This window comes from Sphingomonas sp. FW306-1B-B10E, assembly GCF_058782005.1.
This window is the reverse complement of record NZ_JBYSXG010000079.1, coordinates 1-13,557: the sequence shown is the minus strand read 5'-3', so window position 1 is coordinate 13,557 and position 13,557 is coordinate 1. Positions and strand designations below refer to the sequence as shown.

The following is a 13,557-nucleotide window of genomic DNA, read 5'->3' as shown; positions in this document are numbered from 1 at the left end:
CCCCCCCCGCGGCTGCTGTGCAGCCGCACCCCCTCACCCAGCTCCGACTAAGGCTCTGCGAGCCTAAGTCTGCGCAACCATCATCGGGTGAACAGCGCCCCGCGCTGTTCAGGCCATGCCCGGGGGCATGGCCGACCCGATGATCCCCTTTCAGGGGGCGAGGGAGGAGGAGATGGATCGCGACAAAGCTCAATGGAGGCGAAGCGATGGGTGATCGGAGGGTGCAAGCGGACGAGCGGCGGCGCAAATGGATCGCGCTCGCCGCGCTCGCGCTCGCGGTCTGGATCGCGCGCGAATTCCTGACGTCGCTGCTCTGGGCGCTCGTCCTCGCCGTTGCGCTCTGGCCGCTGCTGCGCGGCCTGCACCCCGATCGCAATGGCAACACGCCCGTTTGGGCGGCGCTCGGTCTCACGCTCGCCACCGGTCTCGTGCTGATGCTCCCGCTCGTCGTTGCCGCGCTCGAGGCGGCGCAGGAGAGCGGCACCGCCACCGCCTGGCTCCAGCATGCCCAGGCCACCGGCATCCAGCCACCGCCCTGGCTGGCGGGCGTACCCCTGGCCGGAGCGCGGCTCCAGGCGCTCTGGCAGCATTATCTCGCCACCCCCTCGCAATCGAGCGAGCTTCTCGCACAGCTCGACGGCGCGACGATTCTCAACTGGGTCAAGGCCGCTGGGCTCGCGATGGCGCGCGATACCTTGCTGCTCTTCGTCACGCTCGTGGCGCTGTTCAGCCTGCTCCACCGCGGCGCGTCGCTCGGGGCGCAGGGGGCGCGGCTGATCGCGCGCGCCGTCGGCGAAGGTGGCGACGCATTCGCGGATCGCATGGTCGACGCGGTGCGCCGCACCGTCGTGGGAACGGTCTTCGTCGCGCTCGGCGAAGGCGCGCTGATCGGGCTGGGCTATGCACTCGCCGGCGTGCCCAAGCCGATGCTGTTCGCGCTGATGACCGCGGCGTTCGCGATGCTGCCGTTCGGCGCGTGGCTCGTCTTCGGCATCGCCAGCCTGGTGCTGCTGGCGAGCGGCGCGCCATTCGCCGCCGGGCTGCTCTTCGCGTACGGCGCGGCGGTGATGCTGATCGGCGACAATCTGGTCCAGCCGGCGCTGATCGGCAGCCGCGCAGAGCTGCCCTTCCTGCTCGCCTTGATCGGCATCTTCGGCGGGATCGCGAGCATGGGATTGGTCGGTCTGTTCGTCGGCCCGGTGATCATGACCGCCTTGCTCATCGCCGTGCGCGAATGGCTGGATTGAGGCTCAGGGCCAATCGGCATCACGCTTATCCTCCCCCGCCAGGGGGAGGATATGGAATGCCGCCCCTTATGCCTCCACGATCCACGCGCGGAACGCTGTCATCGCCGGGCTCGGTGCGCGCGATTTGAGCCAGGTCAGCCAATAGCGCCCGCTCGCCACTTCCACTGCGAACGGCCGCACCAGCGCGCCGCCGTCGAGCGCGCGGCCGAGCATCGATGCCGGCGCCAGCGCCACCCCGGCACCCTGCATCGCCGCCTCGGCCATCGCCAGCGACGAATCGAACACCGGCCCGCGCAGCGGCGGCACGGCCACTCCCGCCGCGTCGAACCAGCGCGCCCATTCGTCGGCGCGATACGAACGCAGCAGCGGCATATTCGCCAGGTCCCGCGGCTCCGCCAGCCCGCGGGCCAGCGCCGGGGTGCAGAGCGGCGTGAGCGGCGCCTCGATCAGCGGCACGGCCTCGGTCGCGTGCCAGGCGCCGTCGCCGAAGCGAATCGCGTAATCGAGCCCCTCCCCCGCCAGATCGACTCGGTTGTTGTTGGTGAACAGCCGCAGGTCGATGCGCGGATGCGCGGCGCGAAACGCCGGCAGCCGCGGCAGCAGCCAGCCGGTGGCGAAGGTGCCGACCGCGGCGACCGACAGCAATTGCGTCGCCTCGCCCTCGGCGATCCCCTCGACGAGCTCGGCGATCCGGTCGAAGCTCTCGGCCAGCGCCGGCTGCAGGGTCACGCCTTCGTCGGTCAGCGCGAGGCCGCGCGGCAGGCGGCGAAACAATTGCACGCCCAGCCGCGTCTCGAGCGCCTTGACCTGGTGGCTCACCGCCGCCTGGGTCACGCATAATTCGATCGCGGCGCGGGTGAAGGAGAGATGCCGCGCCGAAGCCTCGAACGCGCGCAAGGCGTTGAGCGGCAGATGCGGGCGGACCATCGCATATCCATAAGCTGATCTAAAGGCCGAGGCCAGTTCCAGCCCTGGGGTCCGGCGAATCTGTACCGGAGACTACAACTCAATTCAGCAACCCGAAGCCTTGGCGCGCGTATTCCTTCCCCACTGCGGAGAGAGAATAGGAGAACCACCATGAGGATTGCCAAGATCATCGCCGCCGCCGCGCTCGCCCTTACGGGCGTCACCGGCACCACCACTGCCGCCAGCGCCGCGCCGGTCACCCTGGTTGCCGCCAGCGCCGCGGTGCAGGATTATGGCTATGGCTACGGCTATCGCGACGACCGCCGCTACCGGGACGACCGGCGCTATCGCGAGTATCGCGGCGACCGTCGCCATTGGGACCGCGGACGCGGCTGGGATCGCGGCCGCTATTATCGCGGTCACCGCTCGCATCGCGCTTGCTGGAACGAATGGCGCCGCGGTCACCGCGTGACCGTCTGCCGCCGCTAACCTGGAATGGGGCGCCTGCCGGTCTCGGCGGGCGCCTCGCTCATCCCCGCCAGGGCAGCGAGAACAGGAAGCGCGCGCCCATTCCCGGCGCGCTGTCGACGGTCAGGTCGCCGCCCATCGCACGGGCCAGCCGCCGGGCGATGTAAAGTCCCAGCCCCGATCCGCCCGGCTCGCTGTCGTCGACCCGGCCGAACTTCTCGAAGATGCGGGCATGATCCTCGGGCGCGATGCCCTTGCCCTGGTCGGCGACGATGACGCAGCCCTTGTCGCCGTCGCGCTCGAGCCGAATCCACACCATCGCCCCCGGCGGCGAATAGCGCACCGCATTGCCGATCAGATTGACCAGCACCTGCAGCGCCCGGCGGAATTCCCCCGTCACCGGCATCGCCTCGTCGAGCGCGGGACGGTCGATCCGCACCTCGGTCTGCGCCGCGCGCACCCCGAGCAGCCCTGACGCGCGCCGCGCGACATCGGCCAGGTCGATCGGCTCGAGCTGAATCGCGAAATCGTCGCGCTCGATCGCCTGGAGGTCGACCAGGTCCTCGACCAGCCCGAGCAGATGCCGCCCGGCATTGGCGATGTCGCTGGCATATTCGGCGTAATCGGGCTTGAGCGGGCCATCCAGCTGCGCGCTGATGCTGTCGGCATTGGCGATGATCTTGCCCAGCGGTCCGCGCAGCGCGCGATCGAGCCGCTGACTGAACGAATCGGGGAAGCCGCCGAACGAGGCCGCCGGCGCCGGCAAAGGCGCATCGGGGCCGGGCTCGGCCGAGAGCGGTGCGTCGAGCATGTGCGTCGCCCCGACGAAACCGGCGAAGCGCCCGCCGGGATCGCTGCGCGGCGTCGCCGCCAGCCGCACCATCCGGCCGGTGTCGCGAATCTCGGCATTCTGCCCGTCGAACTGCGCCTGTGCCGCCACCGCGTCGAGGATGGGTAGGTTGCCGCTCGCATCCTGCTCTAGTCGGAACAGCCGGGTCAGCGGCTGGCCCAGCATCGTGCTCGAATCGAAGCCGTAGCGCTCGCCCGCCTCGATCGACAGGAAGGTGATGCGCAGCGACGCGTCGGTCTCCCACAGCCAGTCGGCTGCCGAACGGAAGAAATCGCCCTCGCGCTCGAAGTCGCTGGCGGTGGCGCGCCAAGCCGGCCGCTGGCGCCAGCCGCTGACTTCGAGCCGCACCCCGCCCTCCTCGGGCTCGGCGCGTACCCACAAATCGAGATCGTCCTCGCCGTCCGCCGCGACGACGTTGCGCGAGATCGCAATGCCCAGGCGCTGCGCCAGCCGCGCCAGCGTCGCGATCTGCGGCACCGCAAGCGGTGCGCCCGGCTCGCCGCCGGCGCGCTGGTTGAGCTCGGCGAGCCGCGGCTCGGCGTCGACCAGCCGCAATTCGCGGTCGAGATGCCCGCAGGCGACGGGAAGCGCGCGGTCGATCGCGTTCATGCCGCGATCCTCGTCCCGAGCGCCAGCATCGCGGCACGATAGTCCGGGTCGAGCCGCAGCGGCGCGAGCGCCTCGCGCGCGCCCTCGACCGGAATCGCGACGATCGAATCGAGCCGGTCGGCAAAGCGCTCCACGTCGCGGCGCGGATCGGCCTCGCACAAGGCGAAGCCGATCTGGGCGATCGTCTCGCGGCGAAGGTCCAACGCGCGCACCGCCAGCCACAGCCGCTCGGCAGCCGGATCGAGCACGATCTCGCGCGCCAGCGGATAGCCGATGCCGAGCGCATGCCCGAACAGCGAGATGAACAAGACGATGCGGCGGTCGCCGAGCGCCTCGACCAGCAGCCGCGCCAGTTCGTCGGCGGGCGCGTCGATCGCCGCGGCGAAGCGCATCGCCGCCGCCTCGAGCCGGCCGCCTTCGTCATAAGCGGCGAGGCTGCGCTGCGCCGCCTCGGAAAGCGCCCGGTCGAGCGCCGGCAGCGCGGCGCCGGCGGCTTCGCCGATCCGTTCGCGAAGCGCCGCCGCTACCCACCAGACCAGCCGATGATGGAGCTCGGCGGGCAGGTCGGTATAAGTGAGCTGTGCCACATCGGGACCGCCGCGGCGGCGGCTTTCCGCGACCAGCACCGCCATCGCGCCTTCCGCAAGGCCGCGATCGGGATGCTGGACGAATCGATTGACCAGGCTCGGCCGCCGCGGATCTTCGGGTGCGTGCATCGGCAGCGCCGCGCCGATCGCATCCTGGCGCACCCGCGCGATCAGCTCGGCCATCAGCGCCGGATCGCGCAGCAACCCCGAAGCGAACAGCCGGTCGAACACGCCCGCCTCGGTCCGCAGCACAGCTGCGGCGAGCCGGCTTTCGCCGCGCGAACCCAGCAATTGCGCGCCATGCTCGCGAAGTTCGGCCTCCACTGCGTCGATCAGCGCGCGCAGCAGCGACGCCAGCGCGATTCGGGTCCGCTCGTCGAGTCGGGCCTGGTCGGGCAGGAAGAAATCGTCGATCGCCACGCTCAGCCCGTCCGGCGCGCGCGTCTCCACAGCCGCCGCACGTGCGTGCAGCCGTGTCGCGCCATCGGCGGCGCCAGGGTTAGTGTCGACGGCAGGATCCGACATCGGCCCCTGATAAGCGGATTGTGATTAAAGCGAAGCTAAGCTTTTTCGCGCGTGCCCTCAATCGCCGCGGCGAGCGTGACGAACGCATAGAGCGCGGACGCGGCAAGCCCAAACTGGACGATTCCGGTCAAAGCAAAGGGCGTCAGCAGCAGCAGATGTGCCGAGGGGCTCGCCCACCAGCGCCGGTGCCGCGACGGTGCCCGCTCGACCAGCAGTTGCGCGGCGAGCGCGACCAAGGCGAGCACCAGCGGCGTGGTGGTATCGAGCCGCGCCCGCTCCATCCAGCCGCAACCCAAGGCGACGCCGCCGAACAATGCGAGCAGCGCCCATTCGATCGCCCGCGCGCGTCGCTCCTCGCCGCGCAGCGCGGCCATCGCCCCGCCAGTCGCCAGCACCGCGGCGGAGAGCAAGGCGACGATCAGCCCCGGGCCTTCCCAGTCGAACCCGATCGCCGTCCCCGACAGCAATGCGAGCACGCAGCCGATGCCGATCAGCCCCCAGGCCGGAAAATTGCGCGAAACCAGCTCGGGCAGCGCCAGCCGCGCGATCCGCGTGAACACCCAGCGATCGGCCCAGTCGACGCGGCGCTCGGTCAGCGCGGCAAGCACGCCGGTATTGCGCGCGGCGAGCCCCGCGGCGCTGTGCTCGACCGCATGGCCGCCGCGCAGCCAGCCGGCGGTGAGGGGAATGTGCTCGGCGCCCGATTGCGCCGCGACGCGCAGCAGCGCCGACTGGAAGTCGTAATCCTCGGGCATCTGCGCGATCTGGCCGAGCTGCGCGACCGAGATCCGCGCCACCCCCGCCCAGCAATCGCGCATGTCGAGCCGCTCGATCGCCGCGGGCGAGCCGGCATCGTCGGTGACGAGCAGCGCCTCGGGCCCCTCATGCCCCATCCGGTCCATCACCGGATCAGTGGTGACCAGTCCGTCGGCCATCACCAGCACCCGCGCGCCGTCGTCGATCTTCTCCGCGGCTTCCTCGGCCGAGCGCACGATCTCGACCCCGACATCGCCTCGCCCCGCGCGGCCGACCGCGGCGAGCAGCGCCGGCGTCATCCGCCCGACCGCGACGAGCACCTGCTCGGCACCCGCGCCGACGAGCAGCCGGGCCTGATATTCGAGCAGGGTCATGCCGCCGAACGGCAATGTCGCGACGAGCGTCCCCGGACGGTCGTTCGCCTCTTCGATCGCAAAAATCAGCCCCGCCAGCATGATGGGGTCGTTAGCGGCTACCGCGCATCCTGCAAGTCCCCCGTTTCGTTCGTGGGAGAGAAGATCGGGTCGCCGCCCTAACGACTGCAATCGGCGCGACGACTGTATGTCCGAAATCGGGTGGGGAGCGGCTCGCCCGCTTGGTGCGCAGTCAGGAAAGCTGCCAGATAACCGCCAGCACCACGACGATGAGCAACACCACCGCATACTCTTTCGGCTTCAAGTTCCCGCCGCCAAGCCGATCGTACCATCGATCACCATGGCCAAATGGTTTAAAGGCCATCACTGCCCCATCGTTTCCGCTATCGAGCAAACTGGCGGAACGCCTTAGCGTCTGCAAGTGGGGCGCTTTCTGCTGGTCGCCCTTTATTCGCCGATGCCCCGATACAGCAGGAACGGCCGCCGCGTCTCCGCCCACGCCGCCTCGTCGGGCAGCGTCACCACATCGAGATCGCCCGCCTCGGCCGCCGCGTCATCGACCCATTCGCGCAGGCCCGGACCGCCATTGATCACGTCGATCGCCAGCTTGTCGAAGACATATTCGTACGGGAAATTGCGCCACAGATCATAGTCGGGGTACAGCTGCCGGATCGCCTTGAACCCCAGGGCCTGCAGCCGCCACGGCTGGAACGCCGCGTGATCATAGCCCGGTCCCTCGGCGTGGATGAACGCACCCGAGCACAATTGCCCGACATGCTTGTGGAAGGTCGGCTGGAACCATATGTCGCGCAGCGTGCAGCCGCGCAGCCAATCGGGCGCGAAACGGCGCATCTCGGCGATCACTGCCTTGGCGTCGACATCCGGCGCGCCGAACAGTTCGAGCGGCCGCGTCGTCCCCCGCCCCTCGGACAAGGTCGTGCCCTCTAGCATCACCGTGCCGGCATAGGCCCGCGCCATGTTGACGTTGGCGGCATTGGGACTGGGATTGATCCACGGCCGCTCCGCCGGCCAGCCGAACCCCGGCGCCGCTTCGGGCTGCCAGCCCTCCATCGCGATCACGCGATAGTCCACATCGAGCTTGAAATGATCGATGAACCACGCGCCCATCTCGCCCAGGGTCATGCCGTGCCGCATCGGCATCGGCCCCGCCCCGACGAAGCTCTCCCAGCCGGGCAGCAGGGTCAGCCCCTCGATCGGTCGGCCCGCCGGGTTGGGCCGATCGAGCACCCAGACCTCCTTGCCGTGCGCCGCAGCCGCTTCGAGCACGTAGAGCAAGGTAGTAACGAAGGTGTAGATCCGGCAGCCGACGTCCTGCAGGTCGACCAACAGCACATCGAAGGTGCCCATCGACTGCCCCGTCGGCCGGCGCACTTCACCGTACAGGCTGAACACCGGCACGCCATAGGTCGGGTCCGTATAGTCCGGCGACTCCATCATATTGTCCTGCAGGTCGCCGCGCACGCCGTGCTGCGGCCCGAACACCGCCGAGACGGTGATCCCGCTTGCGACCAGCGCGTCGAGCGAATGCGTCAGGTCCGCGGTGACCGAGGCGGGATGCGCCAGCAGCGCGACGCGCTTGCCCGCCAGGGGCTTGCGCAGCTCAGGGTCGGCGAGCAGCCGGTCGATACCGAATTTCATGGAAAAGCGAGGTGCCGGAGGTCGACCTGTGACGCAAGCCGGATCATCGCGGCCGCTCGTCGGTTGAACCCGCTCGACCCTTCAGGAGCCGTTACCGATGATCCGATCCGTACTCATGGGAATAGTCGCGGGCGCGCGCTCGATGACCCCGCTCGCAATGGTCGCCAATGCCGCACGCCGGGGCGAACTCCCTGAAGACAATGGCGCGCCGGCGTTCCTCGCCCACCCTCTGGTCTCGCTCGGCACCACTGCGCTCGCGGTCTATGAGCTGGTCGGCGACAAGCAAAAGAGTGCGCCTGACCGGATCATCCCCCCGGCCGTGGTGATCCGCAGCCTGAACGCCGCGTTTGCCGGCATGGCGCTCGCCCCGCGCCGCCACCGACTCACGGCGGCCGCGGTCACCGGCGCGACCGCGGCGATCGCCTCTTACGTCACCTTCGCCGCGCGGATGCGCTCGATGCGCACGCACGGCCAGGCGTCGACGGGGTTCGTTGAGGACGCGATCGTCCTGTCCGCGGCGACCGCAGCGGTCCGCGCGCCCTTCTAGCGGCCCCCTGCAATGTAGGATTTCGCTTGCTTGGCTGGGACGGTCGGCACGCCCGGCCGCTCCTTACATCGCCGGTCACTCCGCAACCGCTGCCTCGCGGCGCGACCGGGGCTCGTCAACCGCGCTCTGTGTTAACCATGGCAACCGCGCTTCGTGTCGACCGCGTCATCCGGCGTTTCGTGTCAACCAGGTCAATGTCGGCATCGCCGCATGCTACGACATGCGCGCTGCGCTCGGCACTTCCATTGCGAAATTCGCCTCGTGGTGGAAATCCGGCCTGCCCGGCGGATGTGCCAGCGACCAGAAGGAGCGCCGACCGTCCGTCTCCTCGATCACCGCGGTCACCCCGACGCACCAGTCACCGTCGGGGAGCCCTGACAAATCGACCGACGCGCGCATCTCGCCGCCCCAATATTCGATCGCTGGCGGGCCGATCGGCAATTCCGCCATGCCCTCGCGATAGCCGCTGAAGCGATATGCCGCCCAGCCGGCCGAGGGCGAGAAGTTGAATTCGTAATAGCCCTCATTGTCCTCGGGCTTCACGAACAGCTCGAAACAGGTGCGCTTCCACAATTCGTCCGCACGCCGCGCTGGCCCGGGCTCGGGTACGACCAGTGTGTCCGCCCCGTCGACGCGATAGTCGATCCGCCAGCGCCCGTCCTCGCCGCACCGCAGCGTCACGTCGATCCCGCGTACCGACACGGGTTCGAAATCGGGATGCGGCACCAGCGTCCCTTTGCCCAATCCTCTCCCCAACTTGCTTCCTCCATGCTAGGCGGCGCGGCATCATGACTGAATACACGTCCGATCTCCTTCGCCTGCTCTCTTCGCGCGGCTATATCCACCAGGTCACCGACCCCCAGGGGCTGGATGCCCTTGCCGCGCGCCAGGTCGTTCCCGGCTATATCGGCTTCGATCCGACGGCGCCGTCGCTCCATGTCGGCAGCCTCGTCCAGATCATGCTGCTCCGCCGGCTCCAGCAGGCGGGCCACAAGCCCATCGTCCTCATGGGCGGCGGCACCGGCAAGGTCGGCGACCCCAGCTTCAAGGACGAGGCCCGCAAGCTGATGACGGTCGATACGATCGCCAGCAACATAGCCTCGATCAAGACGGTGTTCGAGAACTTCCTCACTTTCGGTGACGGTCCCACCGATGCGGTGATGCTCGACAATGCCGAATGGCTCGACGCGCTCGAATATCTCCCCTTCCTGCGCGATTACGGCCAGCATTTCTCGGTCAACCGGATGCTCAGCTTCGACTCGGTCAAGCTGCGGCTCGACCGCGAACAGTCGCTGTCGTTCCTCGAATTCAACTACATGATCCTCCAGGCCTACGACTTCCTCGAGCTCAATCGCCGCGCCGGCGTCCGCCTCCAGATGGGCGGGTCGGACCAATGGGGCAATATCGTCAACGGCATCGAGCTGTCGCGCCGCGTCGACGGCGCCGAAGTCTATGGCGTCACCACGCCGCTGATCACCACGGCGGACGGCGGCAAGATGGGGAAGACCATGTCGGGCGCGGTCTGGCTCAACCCCGACCAGCTCAGCCACTATGACTATTGGCAGTTCTGGCGGAACACCGACGATCGCGACGTCGGCCGCTTCCTGCGGCTGTTCACCGATTTGCCGCTCCACGAGATCGAGCGCCTCGAAAAGCTCGAGGGCGCCGAGATCAACGAGGCGAAGAAGGTGCTCGCCAACGAAGCGACGGCGATGTGCCGCGGCGCTCAGGCGGCCGACGATGCCGCCGAGACCGCGCGCCGCACCTTCGAGGAAGGCGCCGCGGGCGAGGCGCTGCCGAGCTTCGCGGTAGCGGGCAGCGTGCTCGTCGTCGATGCGCTGATCGGGCTCGGGCTATGCGCGTCGAAGGGGGAAGCGCGGCGCAAGATCGGCGAGGGCGCGATCCGCGTCGACGACCAGCCGGTGAGCGACCCCGCGGCGAGCGTGGACGTGACCGGCCAGGTCAAGATCAGCTTCGGCAAGAAGAAGCACGGCCTGCTCGTCCCGGCGTAAAGCTCATCCTCCCCGGCCAGGGGAGGTGTCGCCAAAGGCGACGGAGGGGGGAGGAATCACGGAACGCAGTGAGTCCTCCCCCTTCGTCATGCTACGCATGCTACCTCCCCCTGGCGGGGGAGGATAAGTTCGCCGCGTAAGTCCTTGTTAAGCAGTTTCGTTCGAAGCGAATTCACGCGCATCGCTTACCACGGTAAGCGTACCTCTAGTTTTGCGGGGCGCGTGTGAGTTTCAGCATCGGCAATCTGGCTTTGTCCGACGACCGGCAGGAAATGCGCGACGACGTGCATTACCGCGCGCGCGCCTTCGGCCCCGATGCGCGCCAGCTCAGCTTCCTCGTCGTCAACATCTCGCCGCACGGACTGATGGCGCGCTGCGACACCCCGTTCGAGACTGGCGACCGCCTGCGCATCGTGCTGCCGGTGGCAGGCGCGGTGGTCGGCGAGGTCCGCTGGTGGCTCGGCGGGCGGCTGGGCTGCCAGTTCGACCCGGCGATCGATCTGGCCAGCTATTACGAGCTGATCGCGGTGCTGCTCAAATCCAGGTAATCGCAGTGCTCCTGCTTCTGCAGGGGCAGGGGATTGCGACTACCCCGCCCGCAGCAGCGCCACCGCCGCATCACGCTCGAACAGATACAGCGCCGTCCGCGCCGCCTCCCCCCGCGCCGTCTTCAGCCCGCGATCCTGATCGACCAGCAGCCGCGCATCGGCATTGGCCGCGACGATCAGCGCCTGCATCGTCTCGGGCGTCGCCAGCCGGAACGTCTGCTCGCCCGACTGGCGCGTGCCGAGCAATTCGCCGCCGCCGCGCAGCTCGAGGTCGCGCTCGGCGATCAGGAAGCCGTCATTGGTGTCGCGCATCAGCGCCAGCCGCGCGCGCGAGGTCTCGCTGAGCCCGCCCCCGCGCAGCAGCACGCAATGCGACTTGCCCCCACCGCGCCCGACCCGCCCGCGCAGCTGGTGGAGCTGCGCCAGCCCGAAACGGTCGGCATGCTCGATGACGATCAGGGTCGCATTGGGCACGTCGACCCCGACTTCGATCACCGTCGTCGCGACCAGCACGCCGGTCTCGCCCGCGGCGAAGCGCGCCATCACTGCGTCCTTCTCGGGCCCCTTCATCCGGCCATGGACCAGCCCGACCCTGTCGCCGAACCGCATCTGGAGCTCAGCCGCGCGCTGCTCGGCGGCGGCGAGATCGACCTTCTCGCTCTCCTCGACCAGCGGGCACACCCAATAGGCCTGCTTGCCCGAATCGAGATGCCGCCCCAGCGCCGCGACGATCTCGGCGAGCCGGTCCTCCGAGATCACGCTGGTCTCGATCGGCTCGCGCCCCGGGGGCATCTCGTCCAACCGGCTGACGTCCATCTCACCATGGCTTGCGAGCTGGAGCGTGCGCGGGATCGGCGTCGCAGTCATCACCAGCAGATGGGGGGGCACCTGCGCCTTGGACTGGAGCATCAGCCGCTCGGCGACGCCGAAACGGTGCTGCTCGTCGACCACCACCAGCCCGAGGTCTTTGTAGCGCACCCCCTCCTGGAAGATCGCATGCGTGCCGACGAGAATGTCGATCGATCCGTCGGCGAGGCCCATCAGGGTCGCCTCGCGGACGCGTCCCTTGTCGCGCCCGGTGAGGATCGCCACGCTTACATCCAGGCCGGAAAGAACCCGGTTAAGTGTCTCGAAATGCTGACGCGCGAGGATCTCGGTCGGCGCCAGCATCGCCCCTTGCGCACCCGCCTCGGCGGCAATCAGCAGCGCCATCGTCGCGACCAGCGTCTTGCCCGAGCCGACATCGCCCTGGAGCAGCCGCAGCATCGGCTGGCTCTGCGCCATGTCGCCTTCGATCTCGCGGATCGTCCGCGACTGCGCGCCAGTCGGCGTGTACGGCAGCTTGAGCCGGTCGCGCAGCCGCCCGTCGCCGGCAAGCGGCCGCCCGCGCTTGGCGCGCGCCTCGCCGCGGACCAGCAGCAGCGCCAATTGGTTGGCGAAGATCTCGTCATAAGCGAGCCGCTCGCGCGCCTTGGCGTCGGCGGGATCGGCGTGGATCGCCGCCAGCGCCGCCTTCCATGCCGGCCAGCCATGCTGTGCCTTGAGGCTCGGCTCGATCCATTCGGGCAGTTCTGGCGCACGCTCGATCGCCTGCGCCGCCAGCGCCGCGATCCGCTTCGAGGTGATCCCCTCCGAACAGGGATAGACCGCCTCGCGCCCCACCGACTCGGCCTCCTCAGGCGGTAGGACGAGATCAGGGTGGACGATCTGGAGCTCCTGGCCGTAGGTTTCGAGCTTGCCCGAAACGAAGCGCGGCTCGTTCAGCGGCAGCAGCTTCTTCGCCCAGCCCGAATTGCCGCCGAAGAACACCAGGGTGACGTAGTTGCCCAGCGCGTCGACCGCCTGGACTCGTGCCGGCGCGCGCGGGCTGCCGCCGAAGCGGTAGTTCACCGCGGTCAGCGTGATCGCGATGATCCGCCCGGCATCGGCCGCGTCGAGTTCGTCGCGCGGCACCCGATCGATGAACCCGGTCGGCAGATGGAAGGCGACGTCGACCGCGCGCGCCAGCCCGAGCCGTTCGAGCGGCTTGGCAAGTCCCGGGCCGACGCCCTTCAGCGCGGTCACTTCCGCGAACAGTGGATTGAGAATGTCCGGCCGCATGTCTATCTCCGCCCCTACACCGAAGCTGGCAGTCGCTGAAAGCACCGCCGGCCGATTTGCGTTGGAGTTTCCGTGGACCGCGAACATCGCCTCAAGCGCCTGCGCTTCCGTGCCTGGCACCGCGGCGTCAAAGAGGCCGACTTGCTCATCGGCGGCTTCTTCGATGCACATGCCCAAGGTTGGGATGCCGACGAGATCGAGTTGTTCGAGGCGCTGCTCGAGGAGCAGGATGTCGACATCATGGCCTGGGCGATGGGAACCGCGGCGGTACCCGAACGCTACCAGGGAACCATAATGACTGCACTCAAAACGTTGAACTACGTACCGATTTCCAACTAAAGCCCCTCCCCTTCAGGGGAGGGGTTGGGG

At 68.8% G+C, this 13,557-nt stretch carries 14 protein-coding genes; 6 read left to right on the top strand and 8 right to left on the bottom strand.

Translation table 11 applies throughout. The annotated features are described in order from the left end of the window. Positions 1–206: 206 nt before the first annotated feature. Positions 207–1,247 (top strand): AI-2E family transporter, encoded by a 1,041-nt coding sequence (locus AC3WJI_RS20390; RefSeq protein ID WP_492759134.1) that lies wholly within the window; start codon positions 207–209, stop codon positions 1,245–1,247. 66 nt (positions 1,248–1,313) lie between these two features. Here AC3WJI_RS20390 and AC3WJI_RS20385 read toward each other — a convergent pair whose 3' ends face one another. Continuing rightward, positions 1,314–2,174 carry a LysR substrate-binding domain-containing protein gene (locus AC3WJI_RS20385; protein ID WP_492759133.1) on the bottom strand — a complete coding sequence of 287 codons (861 nt, stop codon included), beginning with the start codon at positions 2,172–2,174 and terminating at the stop codon, positions 1,314–1,316. Between the two features lie 150 nt (positions 2,175–2,324). Here AC3WJI_RS20385 and AC3WJI_RS20380 point away from each other — a divergent pair, with 150 nt between their 5' ends. Continuing rightward, the gene (locus AC3WJI_RS20380) at positions 2,325–2,642 is read left to right on the top strand and encodes a hypothetical protein (protein ID WP_492759132.1); all 318 of its coding nucleotides are present in this window, start codon (positions 2,325–2,327) and stop codon (positions 2,640–2,642) included. A 40-nt stretch (positions 2,643–2,682) separates the two neighbouring features. Here AC3WJI_RS20380 and AC3WJI_RS20375 read toward each other — a convergent pair whose 3' ends face one another. From AC3WJI_RS20375 to AC3WJI_RS20355, 5 genes are all read right to left on the bottom strand, one after another. After that, complete coding sequence (locus tag AC3WJI_RS20375) at positions 2,683–4,080, bottom strand: sensor histidine kinase (RefSeq protein WP_492759131.1); 1,398 nt, start codon at positions 4,078–4,080, stop codon at positions 2,683–2,685. Continuing rightward, a complete protein-coding gene (locus AC3WJI_RS20370; RefSeq protein ID WP_492759130.1) occupies positions 4,077–5,192 on the bottom strand; it encodes a DUF2336 domain-containing protein in 1,116 nt (371 codons plus the stop codon). Before AC3WJI_RS20370 ends, AC3WJI_RS20375 begins: the two co-directional genes overlap by 4 nt. Positions 5,193–5,227: 35 nt before the next feature. After that, positions 5,228–6,403 (bottom strand): hypothetical protein, encoded by a 1,176-nt coding sequence (locus AC3WJI_RS20365; RefSeq protein WP_492759129.1) that lies wholly within the window; start codon positions 6,401–6,403, stop codon positions 5,228–5,230. Between the two features lie 151 nt (positions 6,404–6,554). Next, positions 6,555–6,686 carry a hypothetical protein gene (locus AC3WJI_RS20360; RefSeq protein ID WP_492759128.1) on the bottom strand — a complete coding sequence of 44 codons (132 nt, stop codon included), beginning with the start codon at positions 6,684–6,686 and terminating at the stop codon, positions 6,555–6,557. 83 nt (positions 6,687–6,769) lie between these two features. Beyond that, complete coding sequence (locus tag AC3WJI_RS20355; protein WP_492759127.1) at positions 6,770–7,981, bottom strand: exo-beta-N-acetylmuramidase NamZ family protein; 1,212 nt, start codon at positions 7,979–7,981, stop codon at positions 6,770–6,772. Between the two features lie 97 nt (positions 7,982–8,078). Here AC3WJI_RS20355 and AC3WJI_RS20350 point away from each other — a divergent pair, with 97 nt between their 5' ends. Beyond that, complete coding sequence (locus tag AC3WJI_RS20350; RefSeq protein ID WP_492759126.1) at positions 8,079–8,528, top strand: DUF4126 family protein; 450 nt, start codon at positions 8,079–8,081, stop codon at positions 8,526–8,528. 213 nt (positions 8,529–8,741) lie between these two features. Here AC3WJI_RS20350 and AC3WJI_RS20345 read toward each other — a convergent pair whose 3' ends face one another. Next, complete coding sequence (locus tag AC3WJI_RS20345; protein WP_492759125.1) at positions 8,742–9,254, bottom strand: DOMON-like domain-containing protein; 513 nt, start codon at positions 9,252–9,254, stop codon at positions 8,742–8,744. A gap of 62 nt (positions 9,255–9,316) precedes the next feature. Between AC3WJI_RS20345 and tyrS the strand changes: the two genes are divergently transcribed. Beyond that, positions 9,317–10,540, top strand: coding sequence for a tyrosine--tRNA ligase (tyrS, locus tag AC3WJI_RS20340; RefSeq protein ID WP_492759124.1), 1,224 nt, complete (start codon positions 9,317–9,319; stop codon positions 10,538–10,540). A 224-nt stretch (positions 10,541–10,764) separates the two neighbouring features. Beyond that, positions 10,765–11,088, top strand: coding sequence for a PilZ domain-containing protein (locus tag AC3WJI_RS20335; RefSeq protein ID WP_492759123.1), 324 nt, complete (start codon positions 10,765–10,767; stop codon positions 11,086–11,088). Between the two features lie 39 nt (positions 11,089–11,127). Here AC3WJI_RS20335 and recG read toward each other — a convergent pair whose 3' ends face one another. Next, positions 11,128–13,188, bottom strand: a complete 2,061-nt coding sequence (recG, locus tag AC3WJI_RS20330) for an ATP-dependent DNA helicase RecG (protein ID WP_492759122.1) — start codon at positions 13,186–13,188, stop codon at positions 11,128–11,130. Positions 13,189–13,260: 72 nt separating this feature from the next. Here recG and AC3WJI_RS20325 point away from each other — a divergent pair, with 72 nt between their 5' ends. Then, positions 13,261–13,527 (top strand): FAD assembly factor SdhE, encoded by a 267-nt coding sequence (locus AC3WJI_RS20325; RefSeq protein ID WP_492759121.1) that lies wholly within the window; start codon positions 13,261–13,263, stop codon positions 13,525–13,527. Positions 13,528–13,557: the final 30 nt, after the last annotated feature.

What these genes read in the sequence shown, in the direction of transcription:
- AC3WJI_RS20390 (WP_492759134.1), top strand. Translation starts at nt 207, where the DNA reads ATGGGTGATCGGAGGGTGCAAGCGGACGAGCGGCGGCGCAAATGGATC.
- AC3WJI_RS20350 (WP_492759126.1), top strand. Translation starts at nt 8,079, where the DNA reads ATGATCCGATCCGTACTCATGGGAATAGTCGCGGGCGCGCGCTCGATG.
- AC3WJI_RS20385 (WP_492759133.1), bottom strand. Translation starts at nt 2,174, where the DNA reads ATGGTCCGCCCGCATCTGCCGCTCAACGCCTTGCGCGCGTTCGAGGCT.
- AC3WJI_RS20380 (WP_492759132.1), top strand. Translation starts at nt 2,325, where the DNA reads ATGAGGATTGCCAAGATCATCGCCGCCGCCGCGCTCGCCCTTACGGGC.
- AC3WJI_RS20365 (WP_492759129.1), bottom strand. Translation starts at nt 6,403, where the DNA reads ATGCTGGCGGGGCTGATTTTTGCGATCGAAGAGGCGAACGACCGTCCG.
- AC3WJI_RS20360 (WP_492759128.1), bottom strand. Translation starts at nt 6,686, where the DNA reads ATGGCCTTTAAACCATTTGGCCATGGTGATCGATGGTACGATCGGCTT.
- tyrS (WP_492759124.1), top strand. Translation starts at nt 9,317, where the DNA reads ATGACTGAATACACGTCCGATCTCCTTCGCCTGCTCTCTTCGCGCGGC.
- AC3WJI_RS20375 (WP_492759131.1), bottom strand. Translation starts at nt 4,080, where the DNA reads ATGAACGCGATCGACCGCGCGCTTCCCGTCGCCTGCGGGCATCTCGAC.
- AC3WJI_RS20370 (WP_492759130.1), bottom strand. Translation starts at nt 5,192, where the DNA reads ATGTCGGATCCTGCCGTCGACACTAACCCTGGCGCCGCCGATGGCGCG.
- recG (WP_492759122.1), bottom strand. Translation starts at nt 13,188, where the DNA reads ATGCGGCCGGACATTCTCAATCCACTGTTCGCGGAAGTGACCGCGCTG.
- AC3WJI_RS20355 (WP_492759127.1), bottom strand. Translation starts at nt 7,981, where the DNA reads ATGAAATTCGGTATCGACCGGCTGCTCGCCGACCCTGAGCTGCGCAAG.